This window comes from Mycobacterium sp. RTGN4 (assembly GCF_033804635.1).
Lineage (GTDB): Bacteria > Actinomycetota > Actinomycetes > Mycobacteriales > Mycobacteriaceae > Mycobacterium.
This window is the reverse complement of sequence record NZ_JAPZLB010000002.1, coordinates 130,034-155,315: the sequence shown is the minus strand read 5'-3', so window position 1 is coordinate 155,315 and position 25,282 is coordinate 130,034. Positions and strand designations below refer to the sequence as shown.

Here is a 25,282-nt window from a genome sequence, read left to right as displayed (position 1 = left end):
CGAAGCAGAGCCAACTAGTCGTAGATGACCGCAAGCCCCCTGCGCTTGAGGTCCGCCAGGCCGGCCCGCATGGCTTCAAGCTGTTCGGGTGAATGCCCCACCCAGTCGGTAAGCTCGCTGGCTATCCGCACGGGTTCGCGAGTGCGGTAGGACCGGGTGGGATTTCCGGGGAACTTCTTGTCTGTCACATTCGGGTCGTCTTCAAGTGCCCCTTCGGGTTCCACTACGTAGATGCGGCCCGGCCCTTCGCCTACGGCCAGCTCCGCTCCCCACGCTGCGGCGTCCAAGGTCTGGGTGACATACACATGATTGGAGCGGCGCGCTTCTTCATAGTTCGACTGGTGTCCAGGCACCAGCATCTCGCCCGGCGCCAGGTCAGCCTTGGTGCCGTGGAGATATGCACCCGAGGGGTGCGCTTCAAATGGTTTCGTCATGCCACCTCCTGCTACAACTCTGCTACCCGACCACCTTCGACCAGCCACCTGCGGTCCAACCGAACGTTCTGCAGCATCCGGCGGTCATGGGTCACCAATAACAGTGCCCCGTCATAAGTTTCGAGCGCCCGCTCGAGCTGCTCGATGGCGGCGAGGTCCAGGTGGTTCGTCGGCTCGTCGAGCACCAGCACGTTGGTGCCCTCGGCCTGCAACAGGGCGAGGCCTGCGCGCGTGCGCTCGCCGGGCGAGAGCTCGTCGACGGCACGCTCAACGTGGTCGGCGCGCAGCCCGAACTTCGCGAGCAGGGTGCGCACGTCGGCGGTGGTCCATGACGGCACCCGCTGTTCGAAGCGGTCGACGAGCACCCCTGGACCCGTGAAATCGGCACGGGCCTGGTCGATTTCGCCGATCGCGACGTTGGCGCCCAGACTCGCGCGGCCCTCATCGGGTTGCTGGCGGCCCAGGAGTAGCCGCAGCAATGTCGACTTGCCTGCCCCGTTTGGACCGGTGATGCCGATCCGCTCGCCGGCATCGACCTGTACCGAGACCGGCCCCAGGACGAATTCCCCTTGTCGCACAACGGCATTGTCGAGTGTCGCCACGACCGAACTCGACCGCGACGCGGCGCCGATGGTGAACTCGAGCACCCATTCCTTGCGGGGTTCGACGACCTCCTCGAGGCGGGCGATCCGACTCTCCATCTGACGCACCTTCTGCGCCTGCTTCTCGCTGGACTCGGTCGCCGCGCGGCGCCGGTTCTTGTCGTTGTCGGGAGCCTTGCGCATCGCGTTGCGGACGCCCTGGCTCGACCACTCTCGCTGAGTGCGTGCCCGCGCCACCAGGTCGGCCTTCTTGTCGGCGAACTCGTCGTATTGTTCGCGCCGGTGTCGGCGACCGACCTCACGCTCTTCCAGGTAGCTTTCGTATCCACCGCCGAAGACTGTGGTGGTGTTCTGGGCCAGATCCAGTTCGAGCACGCGAGTCACGCTGCGGGCCAAGAACTCCCGATCATGACTCACCAGCACCACCCCACCACGAAGCTCGTGGACGAACTGCTCCAGCCGGGCGAGGCCGTCGAGGTCGAGATCGTTGGTCGGCTCGTCGAGCAAGACGACGTCGAACCGCGACAGCACCAACGCCGCCAAGCCCACGCGCGCCGCCTGTCCGCCCGACAGCGCCGTCATCGGGGTGGATTCCAGCCCTCCGATGTCGAGGCCAAGGTCGGCCAACACCGCGGGCAGCCGCTCGTCGAGATCGGCCGCACCGGTGGCCAGCCAGTGATCCAGTGCCGCAGAGTAAGCGTCGGTCGCCGCGGAGTCTTGGTCCGCGTCGGCCAACGCCGCAGCCGCCGCCTCCATGGCCTCCGTCGCCTCGGCGCATCCGGTGCGGCGCGCGACATAGCCGGCGACGGTCTCCCCGGGTACCCGCTCGTGCTCCTGCGGCAGCCACCCCACGAACGCGTCGGCTGGCGCGACGCTGACCGTCCCGGCGAGCGGCTCGAGCTCCCCGGCAAGGATCCGCAGCAGCGTGCTCTTGCCTGCGCCGTTGGCGCCGACGACTCCGACCACGTCGCCCGGAGCCACGGTCAGGTCGAGCCCCTCGAAAAGCGTGCGATGGGCGAACCCGCCTGCCACGTTCTTGGCGACGAGCGTGGCGGTCATCGGTCCATCGTCCCATCACGGCCGTGTGAGCTCGCCGCGGCGGACGCCTACTTGCTGCTGATGCCTGCTCCTGCGAGCCACTTCTTGGCGATGTCGGCCAGGTTGGTCCCGGTGGCTGCCTCGGCGTTCATCGAGATCAGATCGTCGGTGGTGAGCTTCGCCGATACGGCGTTCAGCGTCTTGGTGACCTCGTCGTTCTGCTTGCCCGACTTGATCAGCGGAACGACGTTCTCGGCGGCGAACAGATTCTTGTCATCGGTTAGCGCGACGAGGTGGTTGGAGTGCAGGCCCGGGTCGGTGCTGAACAGGTCGCCGGCCTGAATCTGACCGTTGGTCAGTGCCGTCATCGTCAAGGTGCCGCCCGCGTCGAGGCTGACGAAGTCCTTGAAGTTGAGCCCGTACACGTCTCGCAGGCCGACGACGCCTTGGGTGCGCGTCTTCCATTCCGGCGGCCCACCGAGCACGAGTTCACCGGCGACGGGCTTGAGGTCCGAGACGGTCTTCAGCTTGTACTTGTCGGCGGTGGCCTGGGTGACGGCCACGACGTCCTTGTCCTCCGCGGGCGACGGCGTCAGCATGCTGGTGCCGTCCGGGAGCTTCTTCGCAAGCTCGTCCTGCACCGCCTTGGGTGTTGCGGCGGTCGACTTCGGATCGAGGTAGCTCAGCAGCGCGCCGGTGTACTCGGGCACCAGATCGATGGAGCCGTCCTTGAGTGCCGCGATGTAGACCTCGCGGCTGCCGATGTTGAACTGTTCCTTGACGCTTACGCCGTTGGCCTGCAACGCCTGTGAGTAGATACTTGCGACCAGCTGGCTCTCGGTGAAGTCCGCCGACCCGACGATCACCTGCGATCCCGAGGACCCCTTGTTGTCGCCACCCGACGACAACGGGTCACCTCCACCGCCACCGCATGCCGAGAGCGCGAGCACGGACGTTACTGCCAGGGCCGAGATGATGGAGCGCTTCTTCATGTCCTTCTCCTGATGTGATGGAAATGCCGAACGCCTAGCGGGCGGCCGGCTCGAGCACCGCAGTGGCGAGCGGTGTGGTGGATTTCGCAGCAACGCGCCGCAGACCCGGCGACACGATGATCCGCCCGAGCCAGGCGAAGCCGAACTCGAGGGCGATTGCGAGCAGCGCGACGAGTATTGCGCCGCCTGCCATTTCGGCGAAGTTGGCCTGAGCGCGCCCATCCAGGATGAACCGGCCGAGGCCCTGGAGGCCGAGGTATGCGGCGATGGTCGCGGTGGAGACGATCTGCAGGGTCGAACTTCTGACCCCCGAGATCATCAGCGGCAGCGCACACGGGAGTTGAACCCGAAACAGGATCTGCCGCTTCGTGAATCCCATCCCGCGCGCGGCTCCGACGGCGTCCGGGTCGGCGTTCTGGATGCCCGCATACGTTCCGGTGAGTATCGGCGGCACCGCGAGCAGGACCAGCACGACGATGGTCGGCAGGACGTACACCAGCTGCCCGGCGACGACGGGTGAGATGATCAGGAAGAGCAGCACCAGCAGACCGAGTGATGGCAGCGCGCGCAACGCGTTGGCGAAGCCCGCCACCACCGCCTCGCCCCGCCCCGTGTACCCGATGACGATGCCGAGCGGAACCCCGAGCGCCATGGCCGCCGCCAACGCTATGGCCGAGTACAGCAGGTGGTAGCCGAGCTGCATGGGGATGCCGTCCGAACCGGTCCAGTTAGCCGGATCGGTGAACCACCCGATGATGTTCACGAGGTGACCGTCCTTTGCCGCCAAGGGGTTAGGAGTTTGTTGCCCCAGATGATCAGGCCGTCGAAGATGACCGCGAGCACGACGCACATGACGACGCCGGTGACGAGCGGGGCGAACAGCCGCAGCTGAAAGCCCTGGGTGAACAGCGACCCGAGTTGCGGGATGCCGAGCAGTGCGGCCATGGTCACGATGCTGACGTTGGACACCACCGCCACGCGCAGTCCCGCGGCGATGACGGGCACGGCGACGGGCAGTTCGACGAGCAACAATCGTTGCCAGCTGCGGTAACCCATCGCCTCGGCCGCGGCGACGGTGTCGTGGGGCACCGAGCTCAGTCCGTCGGCGACGACCCGCACCAACAGCGCCACCGTGTAGAGCGTGAGCGCAATGACGATGTTGATCGGATCGAGAATCTTGGTGCCGAGGACGACCGGCAGGAGGATGAACAGCGCGAGGGATGGAATCGTGTACAGCAGGCCGGCGGTCCCGACGATCGCCGCGTATCCGCGCCCCCAGCGATGCGCCCACCAGCCGAACGGCAACGCGACGACGAGCCCAATGATGGTTGGCACCAACGTGAGCCAGATGTGGCTGATCGTCAGCTCGATGATGCGGTCGACGTTCGACGAGATCCAGTTCACGAGCGCGCCTCCTTGGCCCGCGCGATCGCATCGATGACGTCGTGGTCGGTCGCGGTGCCGATGAGCGCTCCGGTGTCGTCGGTGACCACACATCGGCCGGCCGGGCTCGACAGCGCCGAGTTGAGCAGGTCGCGCAGCGGGGCTCCGCGAGTCGCCGAGGTGGCGCTGAGATTTACGTCGGCGTCGCTCACCGAGTCGCCGCGGACGTTGGTCGTGTCGACCCACCCGATCGGAGCATTGCCGGCGTCGACCACCAGGATCCACCGCGCAGACCCTGGCGGGATCGTCGAAATGGCTTGTCCCACTGTGATGGTGGGCTCTTCGGTCAGTTCGAGCCGGTCATCGACGGTATCGAAGCCGAGCGCGCGGTAGCCTCGGGCCGACCCGACGAAGTCGGCCACGAAGGCGTCCTTCGGCGCCGCGAGCAGCCCGGCAGGGCTGGCCAATTGGGCCAACGTCCCGCCCGCTCGGAGTACCGCCACCTGGTCGCCGAGCTTCAACGCTTCGTCGATGTCGTGCGTGACCATCACGATGGTCTTGGAGATGTCGGCCTGCAACCGCAGGAACTCGTCCTGCAGTTGGTTGCGCACGATGGGGTCGACGGCGCTGAAAGGCTCGTCCATGAGGAGGAAGGGCGGATCAGTCGCCAATGCCCTTGCGACTCCGACGCGTTGCTGTTGGCCGCCGGAGAGCTGCCACGGATACCGCTTGGCGAACTTCGCATCGAGGCCCACACGTTCGAGGAGTTCCATCGCCGTGGCCCGCGTCTGTTTCTTGCCGCCGCCTAGCAGCCGGGGCAGCGCGGCGACGTTGTCGACGACGGTGCGGTGGGGAAAGAGCCCGGCGTTCTGGATGACGTAACCGATCCTGCGCCGTAGTGCGACACGGTCGAGGGTCTTGGTGTCGACGCCGTCGAGGGTAATCGTGCCCGAACTGGGTTCGATGAGTCGGTTGATCATCCGCATCGAGGTCGTCTTTCCACATCCCGATGGGCCGACCAACGTGGTGATCTTGCCGTTCGGTGCGGTCAGCGTGAGGTCGTCGACCGCCACGGTGCCGTCGGGGTAGACCTTGGAGACGTTGTCGAACGTGATCATGGCTGTCCTTCTTGGGGTTTCGACGTACTCAGCCGGGCCGACACGCAGCCGGCGGCGACGGCTAACTGCCTGCCGTGTTCATGGGCCTGTTCGGCCGTGAGGCGGTAGCTAGGGACCACCAGGCTCAGCGCCGCGACGACTCGGGCCTCGGAATGCACCGGGCACGCGATGGCGGTGACGTCGGCCTCCACGCCGCGTTCGACCACGACGTAGCCTTCGTCGGGCACCTGGCCGCGAAGTGCGCGCCCCGCCGCCGACAACTCGAGCGGGACGGTTCTGCCGACCCAGCTGGTGTGCCGGACCGAGTGCGTGCCCTCCACGATGCCGATGTACAACGCAGCGTCGCGGTGTCCTTCGACGCTGAGGTAGACCGACTCGCCCGTGTGCTCGGCCAACTTCTCCATCGCGGGCCGTGCGATGTCGATCAACGACTCGTTGGACAGGGACTGGGCGCCGAGTTGGATGAGCCGACTGCCGGGTCGGTAGAGGCCCGACTCCTCCTTGGCGACGAAGCCGGACGTTTCGAGCGTCCGCAGAATCCGCAACGCGGTGCTCGGTGGCAGTTCGCAATCCCTGGCGCAGTCGGCAAGGTTCGCGCCGCGCCGGTCACAGACGGTCGCCAGGAGCGACAGTGCACGCTCGACGGTCCGGGTGGGTGTGTCGGTCACCGTCACCTCCTCTCCAGCCGAAAGCTACGACCCGCTTGTTTCGCGGGACGCGCCTCGTGTTTCCGTCAGATGAAATCTGTCTGCCATCTAGCGGAACACCGGGTCTGTCGGCGACTATAGATCCTGCCGACCGTCCGCGATCGAAAACGAGGAGATTTTGATGATCGAGTTGAGCGGGAACGGCACCATCGCCGACATCGTGGCGCTCGCCGAGGGCCGCTACCAGGTATCGGTCGCCCCTGCGGTCGTCGCGGCGGTCGAGCGGATGCACGCGTCGGCCGCCGAACTGAGTGCCCGCTTCCCCACCTACGGGCGGACGACCGGCGTCGGAGCCAACCGCGTCACCCCAGTTCCGGCTGACGATCCCGAGTACGGCATGAGACTGCTGCGCAGCCACGCCGTCGATGCAGGCGACCCGCTCGACGATCGGACCGTCCGCGCGATGCTCGCCGCGCGGCTCGTTCAACTGTGCAAACCAGGGGCGGGGCTCGACCCCGCGATCCTGGACGGACTGGTGCGGATGCTCAACGGCGACGCCCTGCCCGAGATCCTTCAGTACGCCTCCATCGGCACAGGCGATTTGGCGGCGCTCGCGGGCACCGCGTTGACGCTGATCGGCGAACGGCCTGCGTCCGCGCCGCTGACGTTGATGGCGCCGTGGGGGGCTGACAGCGCACTCCCCTTCATGAGCAGCAGCGCCCTGACGATCGGTCGTACGTGTCTGGCGCTCGACGAGCTGGCCCGGCTCGACAAGGCCTCCAGCGTCATCTACATACTCAGTTTCCTTGCCCTCGAGGGCAATACGTCGACGTTCTCGGCAGCGGCGGCTCGCGCGGCGGCCGCACCGCGGGTCGAGCACGTCGCATCGCGGTTGCGGAACTTGCACGCCGACACGAACGGCGGTGCTCGGCCGCCGGCACGCATCCAGGATCCCTACGGGCTGCGGGTCTACCCGGTGGCACAGGCCAGCGTGGTCGCATCGCTGCAGTCCCTGGCCCGACAGGTGGAGCGGACGCTCAACACCGCGCAGGAGAATCCGCTGTTCGACGGCGAAGCCCACGAGGTCATTCATCACGGCGCGTTCTACCAGGCGTCGTTGTCGCTCGAGTTGGACGGGATGACGTTGGCCCTTGCGCTGACATCGCCCATCACCTACTCGCGAATTCGCATGCTCAACGACCCGGACAGCAACGGGGGCACCGCATTCCTGGCGACCGGACCGGAGGGCTCGTCGGGACTCATGATGGTCGAGTACGTCGCCGCAGGCGCCATCGCGGAGATCCGCAATGCCGCGCAACCCGCCTCCGTGGGCTCGCTGGTGCTGTCGCGGGGCGCCGAGGAGGACGCGACCTTCGCCCCGCAGGCCACCCTTCAACTCGAGCGCTCCGTCGCCGCCTACCGAGTCCTGCTCTGTTGTGAACTCGTCGGTGCCGTGCGCCTACTCCGTCAACGTGGCCTGGAGGGTCAGTTCTCCGGTGCCATGGGCAGCGCACTCGAACTGTCGACGGGCCTGCCCCGCAACGACGAGGATCGCGATCTCCGCGGCGACCTCTCGGCCGCCCAGTCGATACTCGACTCCCTTGGACGCCTGGTGCCCGACGAGTAGGAGCCAGCCGCGCACTGTTCACCAATTCTCCGGAGAACGTTCCCCCGAGCGCTCGGTACCTTGTCGAAGGGTCCACCAGGGCTTCCGTTCAGTCACGTCACTCGGAGGCCGACATCACCACACTGCGCGAGCACGAACAGGCAGTCGTCGACGCGGTCCTTCCTCCCGGGCCACCGCTGCCCCGCGTCATTCAAGGGCTCGCCGGGGTGGCGGACAGGCGCACCGGGTTACGGATGTTGGCGCGGCGCTACGGTCCCGACTTCACGATCGACGTGCCCATCTTCGGCCGCGTTGTCGTGATCAGCCAGCCCGATCACGTGCGGCAGATCTTCCGGTCCGCGCCGTCCGAGCTCGATACCGTCGAGGGAAGCCTCAGCCGGGTGATGGGCCCCAACTCGCTGTTCGCGCTGAGAGGTGAGGTGCACCGAGCGCAGCGCAAACTGCTGACGCCGCCATTCCACGGACACCGACTCCGGTCCTTCGCGGCGGTCGTCGACGAAGAGGCGCTGCGCGAGTTCGCCACGTGGCAAGAGCACCGTGAGTTCGCCACCCTGCCATCGATGATGCGCATCACCCTGAACGCCATCCTGCGGGCGGTGTTCGGCGCCGAGGGCAGCCAGTTGCTACGCCTGCAACAGCTGCTACCTGACGCGGTGGCGTTGGGCTCGCAGTTGTCGACGATGCCCATCCCGCAATGGAACTGGGGCCGCTGGAGCCCGTGGGGCCGCTTCCTCGCAGCCCGCCGTACTTACGACTCGATCGTCGACGAACTCATCGCCTCCGCGCGGGCCGACCCTGCGCTCGGCGACCGGACCGACGTGCTGGCGGTACTGCTGCAGAGCCGCTACGACGACGGCTCTGCGATGACGCGCGATGCGATCGCCGACCAGCTCGTCACGCTGCTCACCGCCGGGTACGAGACCACGGCCACGACGCTGGCCTGGACGGTCGAGCGGCTGCGCCGCCATCCGGAACTGCTGGCGCGCCTTGTCGCCGAACTCGACGATGGCGGAGACGAGCTGCTCACGGCAACGATCGCCGAGGTGCAGCGCTGCCGACCCGTCGTCGACATCACCTTTCGGGCCGTGACGGCGCCGTCGTACCAGCTCGGACCGTGGACCTTGCCGCGGGACCAGACGGTGTTGATCGCGATAGGCCTGGTCCACGACGACGAGGCGCTCTTCCCCGACTACCACCGGTTCGACCCGGATCGTTTCGGCTCGGCGAAGCCCGACGCGGGCGCGTGGATCCCCTTCGGCGGCGGAGCTCGCCGCTGCATCGGCGCCGCGTTCGCAACCATGGAGCTCAAACTCGTCCTGCGCGCACTGCTCCGGGACTTCACCCTGGTCCCGACTGGCGAACGCGCCGAGCGCCGACGCTCACGCGGAGTGGCTTCGGCACCGGCCCGCGGTGGGCGCGCCATCGTCGTCCGACGCACAAGATAGTTAGTTGAGGTAGCGTTTTCGGAAGGTTCTCGACGTTCCGGGGGCAGTAAAGGAGCGAGCCGGTGGAATTCGAGCTGTGGGGCGCGCTCACGATCCTTGCTGCACTAGCCGAAATATTCTTCGCCGCTTGCGTATTCGTATACGTAACACGGCTGGAAGCGCGAAAGCCTGCGCCGTTGGGGGAAGAAGTTGGCGCGCACAAGGCGATCTTGGCCAAACTGCGCAAGCGCGAACCGATGACGCAGCGTGAGTTGGACTATGCGACCGAACTGGTCACCGATGCACGCTCGCCACTCGCATTCGCGATTCCCGCAGCCCTCTTCACCATGGGCTTCTTCTACGTGGTCGGCTGCATGTACATGTTGCATCGCGATGGCGGAAACCCCTCGTTCCGCACGTTCATCGGCGGGATCCCCATGCTGACGTCCATGAACATCGCCGCGCAGTTGCGCAGGGTGGCGGGGTTGAAGGGACGGCTGCGGCAGGCTTCGGTGACGGTGCCCGAGTCAACCCATGAGCTCGCCACCGCCTCGGTCTAGAGGGTCTCGACCTAGAACAGGGACAGTTGGCGCTTATCCGGGTCGTCGGTCGAAAACGACTGCGGCACTGGACGTTGACGCACCCGCAGCGGCCACCAGAACCATCGCCCCATCAACGCAGCGACGGACGGTGTCATGAACGACCGCACGATCAGCGTGTCGAACAGCAGCCCGAGCGCGATCGTCGTTCCGATCTGACCGAGAATCCGCAAGTCGGCGAACACGAACGAGGCCATGGTGGCCGCGAACACCAGGCCGGCCGCCGTCACCACCGAGCCGGAGCCGGCCATCGCGCGGATGATGCCGGTGTTCAATCCGGCGTGGGTCTCCTCCTTGAATCGGGAGATCAGCAACAGGTTGTAGTCCGACCCCACGGCCAACAGCAGGATGACGGCCAGCGCCAGCACGATCCAGTACAGGTTGATGCCGAGCAGGTCCTGCCAAATCAGCACGGACAGCCCGAAGGAAGCGCCCAACGACAGCGCCACGGTGCCCACGATGACGATCGCGGCCACGACGCTTCGGGTGATGAACATCATGACGAGCAAGATCAGGCTGAGCGCAGCGATCCCGGCGATCATGAGGTCGTACTTGGCGCCGTCCTGGATGTCCTTGTAGGTCGCCGCCGTACCGGCAAGGTAGATCCTGGAGCCTGCCAATGGCGTGCCCTTGACGGCTTCCTGCGCGGCGTGCCTGATCGCATCGATGTGCGCAATGCCCTCGGGGGTCGCGGGATCGCCTTCGTGGGTGATGATCATCTCCGCGGCCTTGCCGTCCGGAGACATGAACAGCTTCATCCCGCGGACGAACTCGGGGTTGGTGAACGCCTCCGGCGGTAGGTAGAACGAGTCATCGGTCTTCGACTGATCGAAGGCCTTACCCAGCGCCGTCGAGTTCTGCAGCGCGGCCGCGGTCTGGTCGTTGATGCCCGAGGTGGTGGCGTAGTTCGTCATCGTCAGGTCACGGTTGGTCTGCTGGTTCTTGATCTGGGGTGGAATCAGCGACTGCAGCTTGGGCTGCAGTTTGTCGAGCTTGTCGATGCTGCCCGAGACGCTGGCCAATTGGTCGGTCAGCGCGTCGATGCCGTCAAGGGCGTCGAACAACGACCTGAAGGCCGTGCAGGACGGTATGTCGAAACAGTGTGGCTCCCAATAGAAGTAGTTGCGCAGCGGTCGGAAGAAGTCGTCGAAGGTGGCGATCTTGTCGCGCAGGTCCTGGGCCGTGGCGACGGTCTGCTGAAACGCCTTGGCCTGCTCGTCGGTGACGGCGCTGGATTGTTGTTGCAGCGCATATTGTTTGCGCAGTACGTCGATGGTGTCGTCGATGACGCCGACCTGCTTGAGCAGGTCCGCGGCGCGGGCCTGCTGGAAGGGCAGGTTGTTGATCTGCGCCGAGCTGCCCGCGCTGATCTGGAACGGGATCGAGGTGTGGTCCAGCGGCGTGCCGAGCGGCCGGGTGATCGCCTGCACCTGGGCGATGCCGTCGGTGTGGAACACGGCCTTGGCGACGCGTTCGAGCAGGATCATGTCGGTGGAATTGCGCAGATCGTGGTCGGCTTCGATCATCAACAGTTCGGGATTCAGCCGCGCCTGCGAGAAGTGCCGCTCGGCCGCCGCGTACCCGACGTTCGCTGGCGCACCGGCAGGCATGTAATTGCGGGCGTCGTAACTGGTCTTGTATCCGGGCAGGGCCAGCAGTCCGATCAGGGCTATCGCGACGGTGGCGACGAGGATGAGTCCGGGCCAGCGCACGATCGCCGTTCCGATACGACGCCAGCCCCTGGTGCGCATCGGGCGTGCGGGTTCGAACAGCCCGAAGTGGCGTCCGATGCTCAGTAGCGCCGGCGCCAGGGTCAACGCCGCCACGACCGCGACGAGGACGCCGGTGCCCGCGGGAATGCCGAGACTGTTGAAGTACGGCAGCCTGGTGAAGGTCAGACACATCACGGCGCCGGCAATCGTGAGGCCCGAACCCAAGATGATGTGTGAAGTGCCTCGGTACATCGTCTCGTAGGCGGCCACGCGGTCCTGCCCGAGGTGACGTGCCTCGTGGTAGCGGCCGAGAAGGAAGATTGCGTAGTCGGTTCCTGCCGCGATCACCAGTAGCGTGAGCAGGTTGGTCGAGTACGTGGAGAGCTGGATGATGCCGGCGTTCGCCAGCACGGCGACGACTCCGCGGGACGCGGTCAACTCGATCATGACCGTGAAGATGACGAGGATCACCGTGGTGAATCGTCGGTACAGCGAGAACAGCATGATCATGATCACCCCGAGGGTGATCAGCGTGGTCTTCAGCGTGCCTTGCCTACCCACCTCGAACTGATCGGTGACCAGGGGCGCGGCGCCGGTGACATAGGCCTTCACCCCAGGCGGTGGTGTCGACTCGTTCACGATCTTGCGGACGGAGTCCACGGACTGGTTCGACAAGGACTCGCCCTGGTTGCCTGCGAGATACACCTGCAGCAAGGCCGCCTTGCCGTCGTTGCTCTGCGAGCCGGCCGCCGTCAGCGGATCGCCCCAGAAGTCCTGGATGTGCTCGACGTGCGTGGTGTCCTGGGCGAGTTTCTTGACTAGGTCGTCGTAGTAGTGGTGCGCGTCGGCGCCGAGCGGCTGGTCGCCCTCCAGGACGATCATCGCCGCACTGTCGGAGTCGAACTGCTGGAATTTCTTGCCGATGTGCTTGCTCGCTTGCAGCGACGGCGCGTCCTGGGGGCTCAGCGACACGTTGTGCGCCTCGGCAACAGTCTCCAATTGCGGCACGAACACATTCGTGACCACCGCAAGTCCGAGCCAGAAGACCGCGATCAGGACCGACCACGTCCGGATCGAGTGGCCGGCCCGATCGGTGAAGGACCGGGCTTCGGCTTGGTCAGTGTTCGTGCTCATCCGGACTTGTCCAGGCAGTAGGTGTAGGCGTTCACGTTGTTGGCGACTCTTTCGTCCTTGACCACGTCGTCAACCTTGATTCGGCAGCCGATCGAGTCGCTGTTGCCCTGGGCGGCGATGTTGACGAAAACCGCAGGGAGCGTAGTGGTCTTGTCGTAGGCCCAGGGCAGCGTGACGGCGTCGGCGCGCTGGGGTTGGGCGTCGACGTCGAGGTAGGTGATGGTGGCGATGGTGCCAGGCGGGCCGAAGACCTCCATGACCACGTGCTTGGGGTTGAAGGGGACGATGTTGTTCTCGGCTCCGCTGGGTGTGGAGACGACGTCCTTGGAACCGAAGATGCCGTTGAGGCGATACACCGCGAAGCCAGCGATCGCGACGACTACGACCGCCACCAGCAGCATCCAGCGTCTGCTCAGCTTTCGTGCGATCGAAATCCGTTGCATCCGTGCCCCTTTCGACGAGCGGCACCACGCGCGCACGGTGCGACAGCTCCTCGCCGAAAACCTTATATCAACTAGGTTGACGGCACGATCCGGGAGCAGAGTCCACAACCAGTACACAGGCACTGCGCAGGATGCGATCGGGGATCCAGTCGAGTCCGTTCCCCATGCCAGTCCGTTGAGCTGGCACTCACGGCGACCCGCTTGCACTTCTTCGCCATCAGCGCCATCTCAACCGTGCGGCCGAAGCGACTAGTGGCCGACCGAAGTAGCAATCACGTCCCTGCATAACGGGTATGCGCAGGGCATGACGGTCATCGAATTCCACTGTTCGCTCGAGCAGACTGCTCCGGCGGTGAACGCATGAGACGTGCGGACACCGGTGACCTCTGGTGGAAGAACGCGGTCTTCTACTGCGCCGACATCCAAACCTTCTACGACTCGGACGGCGACGGCACCGGCGACATCCGCGGCATGACAGATCGCCTCGAGTACCTCACCGACCTCGGCGTGACGTGCTTGTGGCTCATGCCCTTCTATCCCACTGCCCGCAAGGACGATGGCTACGACATCACCGACTTCTTCGGGGTCGATCCCCGGCTCGGGACGCTCGGTGACTTCGTCGAGCTCGTTCGCACGGCCAGGTCCAACGGCATCCGGGTCATCGTCGACTTCGTCATGAACCACACCTCCGATGCGCACCCCTGGTTCAAGTCAGCCCGCCGCAGTACAGACCATCCCTATCGCGACTACTACGTGTGGAGCGCGACGGAGCCCAAGTCGAGCCCCAAGGACGTCGTGTTCCCCGATCAGGAGGACAGCATCTGGGAACTCGATCCCAAGACCAACGAGTGGTACCTGCACCACTTCTACAAGCACCAGCCGGACCTCAACATCGAGAATCCGCAAGTGCAGGAGGAAATTTCACGAACGCTCGGCTTCTGGCTCGAGCTGGGTGTGTCGGGCTTCCGGGTCGACGCCGTGCCCTTCCTGTTCGCCAAGGACGACGTGCCCGGCAAGCCCGACGGCTTCGACCCCGTCCAGTACTTGGGCGACGTGCGTAACTTCGTCAACCGACGGGTCGGGGACGCAGTGTTGCTCGGCGAGGTCAACCTTGCCTACAAGGACCAGAAGGCCTTCTTCGGCGGGTCCGACGGCGACGGGCTCAACATGCAGTTCGACTTCATCGGGATGCAGAACATCTACCTCGCCATGGCCCGCGGCGACGCGCGCCCGATCGCCAAGGTGTTGCGGCAGCGACCGAGCCTCGACATCACCAGCCAGTGGGCCAACTTCTTGCGCAACCACGACGAGCTCACCCTCGACAAGCTCAGCGACAGCGAGCGTCAAGAGGTCTTCGACGCCTTCGGCCCCGACCCGGACATGCAGCTCTACGGCCGCGGACTCCGTCGTCGGCTTCCGTCGATGCTCGGCGGCGACGAACGACGGATGAAGATGGCCTACTCGCTGGCCTTCTCACTGCCGGGCACTCCCGTCCTGTTCTACGGCGAGGAGATCGGCATGGCCGAGAACCTCGACATACCCGGGCGACTCGCGGTCAGGTCACCGATGCAGTGGACCGGGGGCGCGAACGGCGGCTTCTCACGGGCGCCGAAGCGGCGGCTCACCCGGCCACTTCCCGAGGGCCTGTACGGGCCGGAACGGGTCAACGCCGGCGACCAACGTCGCGATCACGGCTCCTTCTGGTGGTTCATGCGCAACCTCATCTACACCTACCGCGAGCAGCCGGAGACCGGCTGGTCGAACATCGAAGTCCTCAATCAGCCCAACCGCGCGGTCTTGGCTCACGTGTGCCGAGAGGAGTCGGGGTGGGCGATGGCGGCGTTGCACAACTTCGGGCCGGACAGTTGCCTCGTCGCGATCGAACTCGAGCACGTGCCGCCGGGCTCCATCCTCGTCGACCTGCTCAACGACCTCACGGAGATCGCGCTCGACGCCCACGGTCGGGTCGAGATCGACCTCGAACCGTACGGCTACCGGTGGCTGCGGGTGCTGCGTCCCGAGGACGAGCCGATCGTGTGACGACCGGAGCCTGCGCGTTACTGTGCTTTGGTCGGCGCCAGCGAACAGGCCGATAGAAAAGTTGAGCACATTCATGACTGCACCATCAGACGCGCCGGCGCTCGAGGCCCGGGTTGGCCACTACTACCAGATGGACGGTACCTACCTGGTCGGGCGCGAGAAGGTACGCGAGTACGCCCGCGCGGTGCAGGACTATCACCCCGCGCACTGGGACGTGGCCGCCGCCGCCGAGCTCGGTTATTCAGATCTGGTGGCGCCGCTGACGTTCACGTCGACCCCAGGCATGAACTGCAATCGCCACATGTTCGAACAGGTGGTCGTCGGTTACGACACCTACATGCAGACCGAAGAGGTCTTCGAGCAACACCGCCCCATCGTGGCCGGCGACGAACTGCACGTCGACGTCGAACTGACGTCCGTCCGCAGGATCGCAGGCCGAGACCTGATCACCGTGACCAACACCTTCACCGACACTGCCGGCGAGCGGGTGCACACCCTGCACACCACCGTCGTCGGCGTCACCGCCGAAGATCTCAATCCGGAGATCAAGACGGCCGTGCACTACGCGATGATGCACGACGTCGACATCTTCGGAGTCGGAGAATCCGAGTACCACAAGACGGTGCGCCCGGAAGGCGAGGTTCGGATCGCCGGGGACGCCGGCCGCACGCCGGGCACGCCGTCCTTCGATGAGGTCAAGGTCGGCGACGAGCTAACGGTGCACCACACCCGGCTGTCCCGCGGCGACCTGGTGAACTATGCCGGCGTGGCAGGCGACGCGAACCCCATTCACTGGGACGAGGACATCGCCAAACTGGCCGGGCTGCCCGACGTGATCGCCCACGGAATGCTCACCATGGGATTGGGTGCCGGATTCGCCTCTACATGGTCGGGCGACCCGGGTTCGGTCACCCGCTACGCGGTGCGGCTGTCTGCGCCAGCGATCGTGTCGGCCACCGAAGGCGCCGATATTGAGTTCAGCGGCCGGATCAAGTCATTGGACCCGGCCACCCGCACTGGTGTCGTCCTCGTCGGGGCGAAGTCCGCTGGCCGCAAGATCTTCGGGCTGGCGACGTTGGACGTCCGCTTTCGGTGACGGGACGCGGGCCTGCTGCTCGTCACAGGGATCACGGTGCCAGTCGCCGAACGGATCCTGGTAGCTGGCCCAGGTGTGCGGGGCGCCTAGTTCCTCGTCGGTGAGCAGTGCGCCTCCGAGGGCGTCGAGGAGCTCGGCGGGCTGAGCTCCACAGACCAGGACGGTCAGCGAAGTGTGGCGGTCACCGATGCCGTCCTCCCACATCAAGTCGGCCAACGCGCGGCGCTGGGAATCGACGTAGGCCGCCTCCGAGAAGGGCATGGCGGCGACCCACTTGCCCGCGGATTCGGTACGCATGCCACCGCCGGCCGATTCGATCCACATGGCGTGATCGGGTTGGCTGGCCAGCCAGATCCGCCCGCGGGTGCGGACGACGCCGTCCAACAGCAGATCGATGGCATCGTGCAGCCGCTGCGGGTGAAACGGACGGCGGGCGGCGAATTCGACGATCCCGATCCGGCCGTCGGCGTGCAGCGGTGGTTGCCCGGCCAGCAGCGGATCGTGCGGGGTGTCGCTGCGGCCGCGTCGCGAGTCGGGCTCCAGGTGCGCCAGGGCCATCTCCACACGTTCGAACCCGACGGTGATGCGGGCCCGCGGGGTCAGCCGCCGCAGTACGGCGAGGGTGTCGGGGTCGGGCTGGTTGCAGACGACGACATCGGCGAATTCGGCCTGACCGACAACCACTTGGGCCACTGTGCGCCCATCGGGTAGCTCGTCCTCGCCGAGCGCTCGATCCAGCCAGGTGCCGGTGTCCACACAGGTCACCACCGCGGCGAGCTCGACGTCGCGGGCCGCGGGACCGTCGAGGAATCCGGGCCCGAGGCGGACCCGGACGTGGTTGATCGCCCAGCAGATCGGCTCCGGCTCCAGCCACGGCGCCAGGTGAACCACGATGCGGTGCACGTCGTCGCGTCGGTGACATTTACGCAGCAACGTCAGCAGGTCGTTGCGCACCGTGCAGGGGACGCACCCGTGAGCCAACTCCAATGCGGTGTGCGCGGTAGTCACCACCCCGTGCTGCAGCGTGATCATGTTGCGGTGCACCACATGACCGTCGAAACGGTGCTCAATCACTAACGTGCCCGCGCCGCGCAACAGCGCGCCCGTCACCGCGTCGGTGTCACCGTGGCCGCCGACCAGCATCACCGGAGTGCGTCTCATACCTGCCCTTAATGGTAATGATTTTCAATAATGCGACTTCGACGGTACAGTCTGCGAGGACGCTTGTCGACAATGATTTTCATTAAGCCAACGGACGCGAGGAGGAGTCAGCATGTCGGCGCACTGCCAAGTCACCGGCCGCACAACGGGTTTCGGGAACAAGGTGTCGCATTCGCACCGCCGAACGCGACGCCGGTGGAACCCCAACATCCAGTCCAAGACCTATTACCTGCCCTCGCAGGGCCGACGGATTCGGTTGCACGTGTCCGCCAAGGGAATCAAGGTCATCGACCGCGACGGCATCGAAGCCGTGGTAGCCCGGTTGCGACGCGAGGGCGTGAAACTCTGATGGCGGGCAACGACATCCGACCGATCGTCAAGCTGCGCTCCACCGCAGGCACCGGCTACACCTACGTCACCCGCAAGAACCGCCGCAACGACCCCGATCGGCTGACGCTCACCAAGTACGACCCGGTGATCCGCCGCCACGTCGAATTCCGAGAGGAACGCTGACGACCCATGGCCAAGAGATCCAAGATCGTCAAGAATCAGCAGCGCGCCGCGATCGTGGCCCGCTACGCTCCCCGGCGCGCCGAACTCAAGGCGATCATCAGCTCACCGGCGAGCAGCCACGAACAAAAGCTTGCCGCGCAAGCCGAGTTGAGCCGTCAGCCCCGCGACGCCAGCCCAGTGCGGCTGCGTAACCGCGACGCCGTCGACGGGCGCCCCCGCGGGCACCTGCGCAAGTTCGGACTGTCCCGCATCCGCGTCCGTGAGATGGCCCACGACGGGCAGCTGCCTGGCATCCGCAAGGCGAGCTGGTAATGGCCGGCAAGATCCCCCGCCGGCGGCGGTTGGGCGAGCCCGAGGTCAAGACGCGAAGGAATCAGCTCGCTGCGTTGGCTCTGACGGCGGTCGACCTTAAGGACACCGCGGCGCTGCGCACCTTCATCTCCGAGCGGGGCAAGATCCGATCCCGCAGCGTCACTGGCCTGACCGTCCAACAGCATCGCCAGCTCACCCAGGCGATCAAGAACGCCCGCGAAATGGCATTGCTGCCCTACCCCGGGCAGGGTCTGCGATGACGCCATGCCCGCCCCGGGGCACTGGCCTGCCGTTCACTGTCGCTTTGTGCGCGCGGTGCCGCACCAGCACTGACCCCGTGCTCCTAGAGCGAGTGCGGGCTACCGTGCGGCGCTGCGACCATGGCATGTTGGTGCTCGCCGAGTGCCTTCTCGGGAAGCTCGCGTGCACGAGCCACCGCAGCGCCGCCGGGCCGGTGCTGATTCTGCAGCCCTGCGCGGTCGACCGGCGCGCCGCGGGGCCGGCGTTGTGGATCGGACCGATCACCTCGGATTCCGATGTCGTGCAGGTGTGCGGGTGGATCGAAACCGGCCGGTGGTGCCTCGACAACCTCCCCCGCCACCTGCACCTGATGTCGCGCACCGCGCGGACGGCCGTCACCAATTGAGCAGCGCAGCAGCGCGCTCGCCACGTGCTGGGTCACACTGGCAGGCGGAGAAGGGAGCCGCGATGGAACAGTCGGCATACCAACGCATCCGCGCCGCGCACCTCCATGCCGTGCAAGCGGCACTCACCGATCACGTGAAGCGCCTCGACTGGTCGGCACAGCAGATTCGCCAGCACCGCGACGAGCGCTTGCGCTCGGTGCTTGCGTACGCCCGCGAGCGCTCGACGTTCTATGCCGATCGGCTGCGTGGCGTGGACTTCGAGGCGGTGACGGCGTCCGACCTGGCGTCGATTCCGATGCTGACGAAGGCCGAGGCGCAAAGCGAGTGGGATGCGATCGTGACGACGCCCGATCTCAATCGCGAAGCTGCCGAACTAGTGCTCACTGAGCAGACGGGGTTCTCCTATACCCCACACGATCAGCAAGTGTTCAGTTCCGGCGGCGCCAGCGGGGTGCGTGGGGTCTACGTCTGGGATTGGCAGTTCTTCGTCACCACCGCGTGCCTGGCATGGCGCATGCAGGCCCGTGCCGAACGACGCGACGACTCGGCGCCGCCTGCGCGGCTGGCCGTCCTCACCGCTGGTGGGCCACCGCACGCCAGCACACCGCTGTTCGACGTGCCGACAGTCACGGGTATGGACACTGCCGTCATCGAAGCCGGAGCACCGTTCGACGAAGTCCTCGCGGCGGTCCAGACTTACGCTCCCACCCACCTCGTCGGGTATGCCAGCGTCATCGGCCGACTGGCCCGCGCGTCGTTGGCCGGCGACCTCCGCATCCGACCCCACCGGGTGAGCACGAACTCCGAACCGCTCTTGCCAGAAGACCGCGACGCGATCATTGAGGCCTGGCACGCGCCGCTGCACAATCTCTGGGGCTCAACGGAACTCGGTGTGCAAGCGGTCGGCTGCGGGTACGGATCGGGACTGCACATCTGTGAGGACGAGGTGATCCTCGAACGCGTCGACGACGCCGGCGCACCCGTGGGTCCCAACGAACCGGCGGTGCGAACGCTGGCCACTGGCCTGTCGAACCGCACGTTCCCCTTCGTCCGGTACGACCTCGGCGACGAGATCGCGCTGATGTCCGAGCCGTGTGTCTGCGGCAGCGCGTTCGCCAGGGTGGCCGACATCAGCGGTCGTCGTGACGACGACTTCGTCTACGGCTCACACACGGTGCCCGCCAGCGCTTTCCGACACGTGCTCGGTACGGATCCCCGCATCCTCGAGTACCAGGTGCAGCAGACCGAGCACGGTGTGGACGTGCTGGCGGTTGCGGACGCGAGCGTTCGAGACATGGTCCCCGCCTTGGTCCAGGCGATGCAGCGCCATGGCGTTGCCCACCCGTCGATTCGCATCCGGTCGGTCCAGACCCTGGGCCGCAACTCGGCCAGCGGCAAACTCAAGCGCTTCGTACCCCTGTCCAGCTAACCTCACAGCGTGGGCTGCAGCTGCGGTGACGGCACCGTCGAACAGGGCTCGATATCGCGACGGTCCCTGCTGACGGCTTCGATGGCGGCGGCCGTCGGCGGGGCCGTGCTAAGTGCCTCGGCATGTGGTTCGGCCGAACCGACACCGCCGAGCGGTCCTGCTGCCCTGCCCGAGAACGCCTTGGTCACGCTGGGTGTGCAAGCCGGTCCACCACCTGTTCCAAACCGGACCGGAATCTCTTCCACCCTGAAGATCGGCTCCGACCTCTACCAGATCGATTGCGGCTTGGGCTCTTTGAATGCGTTCACCAATGCGGGCTTCACGTTCGACGACCTGAAGAGCATGTTCATCACCCACCTGCACACCGACCACATGGTCGACTACTGGAGCTTCTTCCTCTCGGGCGGCTACACGGCCGCGAAGGGGAAGGCTCCGGTCACCGTTTACGGCCCGGGTTCGGCGGGCGGGCTTCCACCAAGCCGGGTGGGAAGCGCGGATCCCGCCACGATCGACGCAGCACACCCGACGCCAGGGTTGGCCGCGACCACCGAGGCGCTGCAGCAGGCGTTCGCGTACACCAACAACATCTTCATCCGCGACATGGGCACTGACGACATCGAGGGGTTGATCGACGTCGTCGAGCTCGCGGTGCCACCGGGATCGAGTTACCTCGACAGGGCACCGAAGACCGTGCCCTTCCCCGTGACGTCGGACGACAACGTCGCCGTCACGGCGACGCTGGTGTCCCACTACGACGTGTACCCGGCGTTCGGTTTCCGGTTCGACCTGAAGAAGTCCGGAGTCTCGGTGACGTTCTCGGGCGATACGACGAAGTCCGACAACCTCATCGCCCTCGCGAAGGACACCGACATCCTGGTGCACGAGGCGCAGTTCAGCCTCGATGACGCCTACTACGGCAACAGGTTCCCACCGAACTATCTGGTGAACTCGCACACGTCGGCCGAGCAGGTCGGTGAAGTCGCCGCGGCGGCGGGCGCCAAGCACGTGATCCTGAGCCATTACTCGCCGACCGATCTGCCCGACTCCGAATGGCAGAACGCCATCGGCAAGCACTACTCGGGGAAGGTCACGGTTGCCCGCGACGGCCAGGTCTTCGCACTCTGAACCCCCGTTACGCCCCAATCGAATTCGGGATCCGTTCACCGAAGAGCCGAACAGCGTTCTCGAAGCCGACCTTCCGGCGGGTCGCGTCGTCCATTGGATATGACGCCATGAACTCGGCGCCCGTCGCATTGTCGTCCATGGGGTAGTCGACGGAGAACATCACGCGGTCGGCGCCCATCACCTCGAGCGTGCACGCGAAGGCCGGCGGGCAGAAGTTGCCGCTCGTCGTGACGTGGAAGTTGTTCCGGAGGTATTCCGACGGCAGCCGCTTCAGCCCTCTGCTCGAACCGCCGTCGCCCCCGAGCCCGTAGTAGCGATCGATCCGGTAGGCCGCGAACGGCAACATCTCGCCGAGGTGGCCGATGATCATCTGCAACCGGGGGAACTTGTCGAACAAGCCGGAGTAGATGAGCCGCAACACGTGCGTCCCGGCTTCGGCGGCGAACCCCCATGACGCGAGGTGCAATCCGTCCTCAACGTACGGAGCGAACCACGCCTCCATCACCGCCGGATGCGGCGTCGTGGGATGCAGATAGATCGGCGCACCCGTCGCCTCGGCGATCGCGAACAGCGGCTCGTACGCCGGGTCGTCGAGGTACCGGCCTTGAGAGTGCCCGTTGATCAGGCCGCCGACGAGTCCCAGTTCCGTTACTGCACGCCCTAATTCGGCCGCCGCGGCGTCCGGATCCTGCGTCGCCAAGGTGGCGAAGCCGCCGAATCGATTCGGGTTGGCGCGCACCGTTTCGGCCAGGTCATCGTTGGCGCGGCGGGCGAGGGCGGTAGCCTGCGCGACGTCCGGCTTCTCCTGGACGCCGGGATCGAACAGCGACAGGATCTGGAAGTCGATCCCGGCCGCGTCCATCTGCTCGAGCCGAAGCGGGCCCCTGTCGTACAACCGGTCGTAGGCGACACGGTTGTTGGATCGCAGCCAGGTGGCGACGGTGTTGCCCGCACTCGCCGGATCCCATGCGTAGTGTTCCTCGAGCGCGATCAGCGACATGACGCCTCCGTGGTCGGTCCGGCTGAGGTGCGCGCGTACCCGCTGCGAGCGCATCCCATCCGGACCCTACGGCGTGACCGCGCCCGGAGGGCGCATTCGAAAGTTACTGGTGTGTCCCAACAATGGAGTCATCGAGCCCACGCACCAGAAGACCTTCGACCCCGCGGAGGAAGGTTTCACATGCCGCGTCTGCTTCGCCAAGACACCCTGCCGCCATCGCGCCATCGCGCAGCACGACGAAGTGGCGAACAGCAGACGGCATTCCAGCAGTCCTGCGTGTCTGGGGCGTGTGGGCCGTGGCGTCGGGCGCCGTCCATCTCGTCGTCGGCGTGGGCCGTCGCAACGTTGCCGGTCACTGGCCGATGATCCTGAGCGGCTCGATCTCCGTGCTCGCCGGCGTGTCCTTCTACCTCGGCTCGCTCGATCCCGTTCCGTCGCTCCAAAAGATCTGCGGTTACGCGTTGGGGTGGACTGTTCTTCTTGGCGTCCGCCCTGCGCTTGCGATTCGGCTCGAAGAACGGGTAGCGAGCGAGCCTGTTGGCGACGCCGCCGCTACGTCCTGACCTGGACGCGGCGGCGTCGTCGCATGGGGTAGCCGAGCCGTGACCGGTGTAAGGGCTGATAGCTTCTACGGCTGGTGGGAGCCGGGTGGCCCGGAAATGTCGGACCCCTTTGCTTTGATGGGTGGTATGTCGTCCACGGCAGCCGCTTTCGCTCCTGGGTTGAGCCCCGTTGAGCGTCTCGAGGTGTTGTTCGAGGAGTTGGCGGAGCTGAGCGGTCAGCGCAACGCGATCGACGGCCGAGTGGTGGACATCGTGGCCGAGATCGACCGCGACGAGTTGGCTGGTGCCACCGGCGCGCGGTCGGTGGCAGCACTGGTGGCCTGGAAGACCGGGGTGTCACCGAACAACGCCCACACCATCGCCACCGTGGCACACCGGCTGCAGGAGTTCCCCCAGTGCGCCCAGGGCCTGCGGGAGGGCCGCCTGTCACTGGATCAGGTCGGTGTCATCGCCGAGCGCGCCGCCGACGGATCCGACGAGCACTACGCGGAACTGGCCGCGGTCGCCACGGTCAGCCAACTGCGCACCGCGATCAAGCTCGAACCCCGACCCGACCCCGATCCCCGGCCGGAGCCGCTGCGCTCGATCACCAAGACCAGCGACGAGCAGTCGGCCACCTGGCGGATCACCCTGCCCCACCACGAAGCGGCCACCTTCGACGCCGCCCTGCAATCACACCAGGACAAGCTGGTCACCGCGTGGAAACGCGACCACGCCGACGGCGCCTCCGAGCAGACCCCACCGCTGCCGGGCGCCATCGACGGGTTCATGAGTCTGATCGAGGCCGGCTGGGACACCGAGGTCACCCGCCGCCCGCACGGGCAGCGCACCACCGTCATCGTGCACGTCGACCTCGACGCCCACCTCGGGGCACTGCATCTGGGCCCGCTGCTCTCCGACGACGACCGCCAGTACCTGACCTGTGATGCCACCGGCGAGGTCTGGTTCCAACGCCACGGTCAGGTCATCGGATCCGGGCGCGAAACCCGACTGATCAACCGCCGACTGCGTCGCGCGCTCGAGCACCGCGACCGCTGCTGCGTGGTACCCGGGTGCGGGGCCACCCGCGGTTTGCATGGCCATCACATCCGGCACTGGGAAGACGGCGGCCCCACCGAACTGGACAACCTGGTGCTGGTCTGCCCGTATCACCACCGGGCCCATCACCGGGGTGTCATCACCATCACCGGACCCGCCCAACACCTCGTCGTCACCGATAGCGAAGGCCGAGTTCTGCACCCGGGTTCGTTGGCCCGCCCACCCACGACACCGCCACCCGCAGTCCCACCCTGCCCCGGGCCGACCGGCGAACGCGCCGACTGGTGGTGGTACGACCCATTCCAACCACAACCACCACCAGCCAACAACTAAGTCGGCCCGGACTGGGCCACCGCTGGCGTGGCATCGACACACAAATGGGTTGATGCAGAATGAAACTCGGGTGCACCGAACCCACTACCGACGACTCCCACCGTCGTCATCGAAGCTCGGCACTGACGGTGCGCACCAATCTGAGCTAGGTCGGGCCGCATGGGGTAGCCGCGCCATAGCTGATCGCTTCCAAGGCAGGTCGACAATGCGACCTAACAGGACTACAGTCCGTTTATATCTCGCGGGCTGCGTCGCCGATCCAATCCTGGTCAACCAGACCCGGATTGCAGCTTGTTTCGCCCACACCCTGACCTCCACGACGCGGTGCCGACACACCCGTGATCGGGATCGACCCAGGGGAACCAGTTTTGGAGGCTTCATTACCGGCCGCGAAGCCGGATTCGTCAATTCACCTATGCAACAAACGAGTTGATGTCCTTGTCTATTGATTCGAGTATCTTGCGTCTGCTGAACCACACCTAACGATCGGAAATCTCATGCACATTGCACTCATCGTCCTTACCGTCCTGCTTGCGATCGTGCTCCTCGGTTCTGCCGGCGCCAAACTCGCCAAATCCGCTCAGATCCTCGACACGATGTCCACGGTGGGAGTCCCCGAGAGCGCGCTTCCACTGTTGGCGGCGGCTGAGATCGCTGGCGCCGTCGGCTTGATCGCCGGGTTCTTCTGGTGGCCGGTCGGTGTCGCTGCCGCCGTCGGAGTCGTCCTCTACTTCGCCGGCGCCGTGATCTCTCATCTTCGCGTCAAAGACACCAAGAACGTCGCGCCAGCGGCCGTGTTGGGCCTTCTTGCCGTCGGTGAGCTAGTACTGCTTTTCGCAACGCATTCCTGACGCTGCGCAGCAGCTCGGTCA

26 protein-coding genes are annotated in these 25,282 nt (G+C 65.9%); 15 read left to right on the top strand and 11 right to left on the bottom strand.

Annotated elements, in window-relative coordinates:
• Positions 1-14: 14 nt before the first annotated feature.
• From arr to SLQ30_RS04770, 7 genes are read right to left on the bottom strand one after another with little or no spacing between them, the layout of a single operon-like run.
• Positions 15-434 (bottom strand): NAD(+)--rifampin ADP-ribosyltransferase, encoded by a 420-nt coding sequence (arr, locus tag SLQ30_RS04800; RefSeq protein WP_319448839.1) that lies wholly within the window; start codon positions 432-434, stop codon positions 15-17.
• Between the two features lie 11 nt (positions 435-445).
• The gene (locus SLQ30_RS04795; RefSeq protein ID WP_319448840.1) at positions 446-2,095 is read right to left on the bottom strand and encodes an ABC-F family ATP-binding cassette domain-containing protein; all 1,650 of its coding nucleotides are present in this window, start codon (positions 2,093-2,095) and stop codon (positions 446-448) included.
• A gap of 47 nt (positions 2,096-2,142) precedes the next feature.
• Positions 2,143-3,066 carry an ABC transporter substrate-binding protein gene (locus SLQ30_RS04790; protein ID WP_319448841.1) on the bottom strand — a complete coding sequence of 308 codons (924 nt, stop codon included), beginning with the start codon at positions 3,064-3,066 and terminating at the stop codon, positions 2,143-2,145.
• Between the two features lie 34 nt (positions 3,067-3,100).
• On the bottom strand, positions 3,101-3,829 hold the full coding sequence (locus SLQ30_RS04785; protein ID WP_319448842.1) for an ABC transporter permease: 729 nt from the start codon (positions 3,827-3,829) through the stop codon (positions 3,101-3,103).
• Positions 3,826-4,470 (bottom strand): ABC transporter permease, encoded by a 645-nt coding sequence (locus SLQ30_RS04780; RefSeq protein WP_319448843.1) that lies wholly within the window; start codon positions 4,468-4,470, stop codon positions 3,826-3,828. Before SLQ30_RS04780 ends, SLQ30_RS04785 begins: the two co-directional genes overlap by 4 nt.
• Complete coding sequence (locus SLQ30_RS04775) at positions 4,467-5,567, bottom strand: ABC transporter ATP-binding protein (protein WP_319448844.1); 1,101 nt, start codon at positions 5,565-5,567, stop codon at positions 4,467-4,469. Before SLQ30_RS04775 ends, SLQ30_RS04780 begins: the two co-directional genes overlap by 4 nt.
• A complete protein-coding gene (locus tag SLQ30_RS04770; protein WP_319448845.1) occupies positions 5,564-6,235 on the bottom strand; it encodes an IclR family transcriptional regulator in 672 nt (223 codons plus the stop codon). The genes SLQ30_RS04775 and SLQ30_RS04770 overlap by 4 nt, the downstream gene beginning before the upstream one ends.
• Before the next feature lie 160 nt (positions 6,236-6,395).
• Here SLQ30_RS04770 and SLQ30_RS04765 point away from each other — a divergent pair, with 160 nt between their 5' ends.
• The 3 genes from SLQ30_RS04765 to SLQ30_RS04755 all read left to right on the top strand — a co-directional run bounded on the left by SLQ30_RS04765 (position 6,396) and on the right by SLQ30_RS04755 (position 9,825).
• Positions 6,396-7,841: an aromatic amino acid lyase gene (locus SLQ30_RS04765; protein ID WP_319448846.1), complete on the top strand. Its 1,446-nt coding sequence runs from the start codon at positions 6,396-6,398 to the stop codon at positions 7,839-7,841.
• A gap of 113 nt (positions 7,842-7,954) precedes the next feature.
• The gene (locus SLQ30_RS04760; RefSeq protein ID WP_319458310.1) at positions 7,955-9,286 is read left to right on the top strand and encodes a cytochrome P450; all 1,332 of its coding nucleotides are present in this window, start codon (positions 7,955-7,957) and stop codon (positions 9,284-9,286) included.
• A 62-nt stretch (positions 9,287-9,348) separates the two neighbouring features.
• Positions 9,349-9,825 carry a hypothetical protein gene (locus tag SLQ30_RS04755; protein ID WP_319448847.1) on the top strand — a complete coding sequence of 159 codons (477 nt, stop codon included), beginning with the start codon at positions 9,349-9,351 and terminating at the stop codon, positions 9,823-9,825.
• 11 nt (positions 9,826-9,836) lie between these two features.
• On the opposite strand, the gene SLQ30_RS04750 is transcribed toward SLQ30_RS04755, so the two are convergent.
• Positions 9,837-12,710, bottom strand: a complete 2,874-nt coding sequence (locus tag SLQ30_RS04750) for an MMPL family transporter (protein ID WP_319448848.1) — start codon at positions 12,708-12,710, stop codon at positions 9,837-9,839.
• Positions 12,707-13,153: an MmpS family transport accessory protein gene (locus SLQ30_RS04745; protein WP_319448849.1), complete on the bottom strand. Its 447-nt coding sequence runs from the start codon at positions 13,151-13,153 to the stop codon at positions 12,707-12,709. The genes SLQ30_RS04750 and SLQ30_RS04745 overlap by 4 nt, the downstream gene beginning before the upstream one ends.
• Before the next feature lie 360 nt (positions 13,154-13,513).
• On the opposite strand from SLQ30_RS04745, the gene SLQ30_RS04740 reads away from it, so the two are divergent.
• Positions 13,514-15,193 carry an alpha-amylase family protein gene (locus tag SLQ30_RS04740; protein ID WP_319448850.1) on the top strand — a complete coding sequence of 560 codons (1,680 nt, stop codon included), beginning with the start codon at positions 13,514-13,516 and terminating at the stop codon, positions 15,191-15,193.
• A gap of 73 nt (positions 15,194-15,266) precedes the next feature.
• A complete protein-coding gene (locus tag SLQ30_RS04735) occupies positions 15,267-16,289 on the top strand; it encodes a fused (3R)-hydroxyacyl-ACP dehydratase subunits HadA/HadB (protein WP_319448851.1) in 1,023 nt (340 codons plus the stop codon).
• Here the strand turns inward: SLQ30_RS04735 and mrf are convergent.
• Complete coding sequence (gene mrf / locus SLQ30_RS04730; protein WP_319448852.1) at positions 16,188-17,450, bottom strand: ribosome hibernation factor-recruiting GTPase MRF; 1,263 nt, start codon at positions 17,448-17,450, stop codon at positions 16,188-16,190. The genes SLQ30_RS04735 and mrf overlap by 102 nt on opposite strands.
• 112 nt (positions 17,451-17,562) lie before the next feature.
• Here mrf and rpmB point away from each other — a divergent pair, with 112 nt between their 5' ends.
• The 7 genes from rpmB (at position 17,563) to SLQ30_RS04695 (ending at position 21,476) form a co-directional block, all read left to right on the top strand.
• Positions 17,563-17,799: a 50S ribosomal protein L28 gene (rpmB, locus tag SLQ30_RS04725; protein WP_319448853.1), complete on the top strand. Its 237-nt coding sequence runs from the start codon at positions 17,563-17,565 to the stop codon at positions 17,797-17,799.
• The gene (rpmG, locus tag SLQ30_RS04720; protein ID WP_319448854.1) at positions 17,799-17,963 is read left to right on the top strand and encodes a 50S ribosomal protein L33; all 165 of its coding nucleotides are present in this window, start codon (positions 17,799-17,801) and stop codon (positions 17,961-17,963) included. The genes rpmB and rpmG overlap by 1 nt, the downstream gene beginning before the upstream one ends.
• 6 nt (positions 17,964-17,969) lie before the next feature.
• Positions 17,970-18,275, top strand: coding sequence for a 30S ribosomal protein S14 (gene rpsN / locus SLQ30_RS04715; RefSeq protein ID WP_319448855.1), 306 nt, complete (start codon positions 17,970-17,972; stop codon positions 18,273-18,275).
• Positions 18,275-18,535 carry a 30S ribosomal protein S18 gene (gene rpsR / locus SLQ30_RS04710; RefSeq protein ID WP_319448856.1) on the top strand — a complete coding sequence of 87 codons (261 nt, stop codon included), beginning with the start codon at positions 18,275-18,277 and terminating at the stop codon, positions 18,533-18,535. Before rpsN ends, rpsR begins: the two co-directional genes overlap by 1 nt.
• 77 nt (positions 18,536-18,612) lie before the next feature.
• Positions 18,613-18,921, top strand: coding sequence for a hypothetical protein (locus tag SLQ30_RS04705; protein ID WP_319448857.1), 309 nt, complete (start codon positions 18,613-18,615; stop codon positions 18,919-18,921).
• 62 nt (positions 18,922-18,983) lie between these two features.
• Positions 18,984-20,351, top strand: a complete 1,368-nt coding sequence (locus SLQ30_RS04700) for a phenylacetate--CoA ligase family protein (protein WP_319448858.1) — start codon at positions 18,984-18,986, stop codon at positions 20,349-20,351.
• Between the two features lie 81 nt (positions 20,352-20,432).
• Positions 20,433-21,476, top strand: a complete 1,044-nt coding sequence (locus SLQ30_RS04695) for an MBL fold metallo-hydrolase (protein ID WP_319448973.1) — start codon at positions 20,433-20,435, stop codon at positions 21,474-21,476.
• 7 nt (positions 21,477-21,483) lie between these two features.
• On the opposite strand, the gene SLQ30_RS04690 is transcribed toward SLQ30_RS04695, so the two are convergent.
• On the bottom strand, positions 21,484-22,476 hold the full coding sequence (locus SLQ30_RS04690; RefSeq protein ID WP_319448859.1) for an amidohydrolase family protein: 993 nt from the start codon (positions 22,474-22,476) through the stop codon (positions 21,484-21,486).
• Between the two features lie 296 nt (positions 22,477-22,772).
• Between SLQ30_RS04690 and SLQ30_RS04685 the strand changes: the two genes are divergently transcribed.
• The 3 genes from SLQ30_RS04685 (at position 22,773) to SLQ30_RS04675 (ending at position 25,261) form a co-directional block, all read left to right on the top strand.
• A complete protein-coding gene (locus SLQ30_RS04685) occupies positions 22,773-23,039 on the top strand; it encodes a hypothetical protein (RefSeq protein WP_319448860.1) in 267 nt (88 codons plus the stop codon).
• Between the two features lie 126 nt (positions 23,040-23,165).
• Positions 23,166-24,410: an HNH endonuclease signature motif containing protein gene (locus tag SLQ30_RS04680; RefSeq protein WP_319448861.1), complete on the top strand. Its 1,245-nt coding sequence runs from the start codon at positions 23,166-23,168 to the stop codon at positions 24,408-24,410.
• Between the two features lie 497 nt (positions 24,411-24,907).
• Entirely contained in the window at positions 24,908-25,261 is a 354-nt protein-coding gene (locus tag SLQ30_RS04675; RefSeq protein ID WP_319448862.1) for a DoxX family protein, read from the top strand.
• The last annotated feature ends 21 nt before the right edge of the window (positions 25,262-25,282 follow it).

What these genes read in the sequence shown, in the direction of transcription:
- SLQ30_RS04690 (WP_319448859.1), bottom strand. Translation starts at nt 22,476, where the DNA reads ATGTCGCTGATCGCGCTCGAGGAACACTACGCATGGGATCCGGCGAGT.
- rpsN (WP_319448855.1), top strand. Translation starts at nt 17,970, where the DNA reads ATGGCCAAGAGATCCAAGATCGTCAAGAATCAGCAGCGCGCCGCGATC.
- arr (WP_319448839.1), bottom strand. Translation starts at nt 434, where the DNA reads ATGACGAAACCATTTGAAGCGCACCCCTCGGGTGCATATCTCCACGGC.
- rpmB (WP_319448853.1), top strand. Translation starts at nt 17,563, where the DNA reads ATGTCGGCGCACTGCCAAGTCACCGGCCGCACAACGGGTTTCGGGAAC.
- mrf (WP_319448852.1), bottom strand. Translation starts at nt 17,450, where the DNA reads ATGAGACGCACTCCGGTGATGCTGGTCGGCGGCCACGGTGACACCGAC.
- SLQ30_RS04695 (WP_319448973.1), top strand. Translation starts at nt 20,433, where the DNA reads ATGGCGGCGGCCGTCGGCGGGGCCGTGCTAAGTGCCTCGGCATGTGGT.
- rpmG (WP_319448854.1), top strand. Translation starts at nt 17,799, where the DNA reads ATGGCGGGCAACGACATCCGACCGATCGTCAAGCTGCGCTCCACCGCA.
- SLQ30_RS04750 (WP_319448848.1), bottom strand. Translation starts at nt 12,710, where the DNA reads ATGAGCACGAACACTGACCAAGCCGAAGCCCGGTCCTTCACCGATCGG.
- SLQ30_RS04745 (WP_319448849.1), bottom strand. Translation starts at nt 13,153, where the DNA reads ATGCAACGGATTTCGATCGCACGAAAGCTGAGCAGACGCTGGATGCTG.
- rpsR (WP_319448856.1), top strand. Translation starts at nt 18,275, where the DNA reads ATGGCCGGCAAGATCCCCCGCCGGCGGCGGTTGGGCGAGCCCGAGGTC.
- SLQ30_RS04775 (WP_319448844.1), bottom strand. Translation starts at nt 5,567, where the DNA reads ATGATCACGTTCGACAACGTCTCCAAGGTCTACCCCGACGGCACCGTG.
- SLQ30_RS04675 (WP_319448862.1), top strand. Translation starts at nt 24,908, where the DNA reads ATGCACATTGCACTCATCGTCCTTACCGTCCTGCTTGCGATCGTGCTC.
- SLQ30_RS04740 (WP_319448850.1), top strand. Translation starts at nt 13,514, where the DNA reads ATGAGACGTGCGGACACCGGTGACCTCTGGTGGAAGAACGCGGTCTTC.
- SLQ30_RS04735 (WP_319448851.1), top strand. Translation starts at nt 15,267, where the DNA reads ATGACTGCACCATCAGACGCGCCGGCGCTCGAGGCCCGGGTTGGCCAC.
- SLQ30_RS04680 (WP_319448861.1), top strand. Translation starts at nt 23,166, where the DNA reads ATGTCGTCCACGGCAGCCGCTTTCGCTCCTGGGTTGAGCCCCGTTGAG.
- SLQ30_RS04700 (WP_319448858.1), top strand. Translation starts at nt 18,984, where the DNA reads ATGGAACAGTCGGCATACCAACGCATCCGCGCCGCGCACCTCCATGCC.
- SLQ30_RS04795 (WP_319448840.1), bottom strand. Translation starts at nt 2,095, where the DNA reads ATGACCGCCACGCTCGTCGCCAAGAACGTGGCAGGCGGGTTCGCCCAT.
- SLQ30_RS04790 (WP_319448841.1), bottom strand. Translation starts at nt 3,066, where the DNA reads ATGAAGAAGCGCTCCATCATCTCGGCCCTGGCAGTAACGTCCGTGCTC.
- SLQ30_RS04765 (WP_319448846.1), top strand. Translation starts at nt 6,396, where the DNA reads ATGATCGAGTTGAGCGGGAACGGCACCATCGCCGACATCGTGGCGCTC.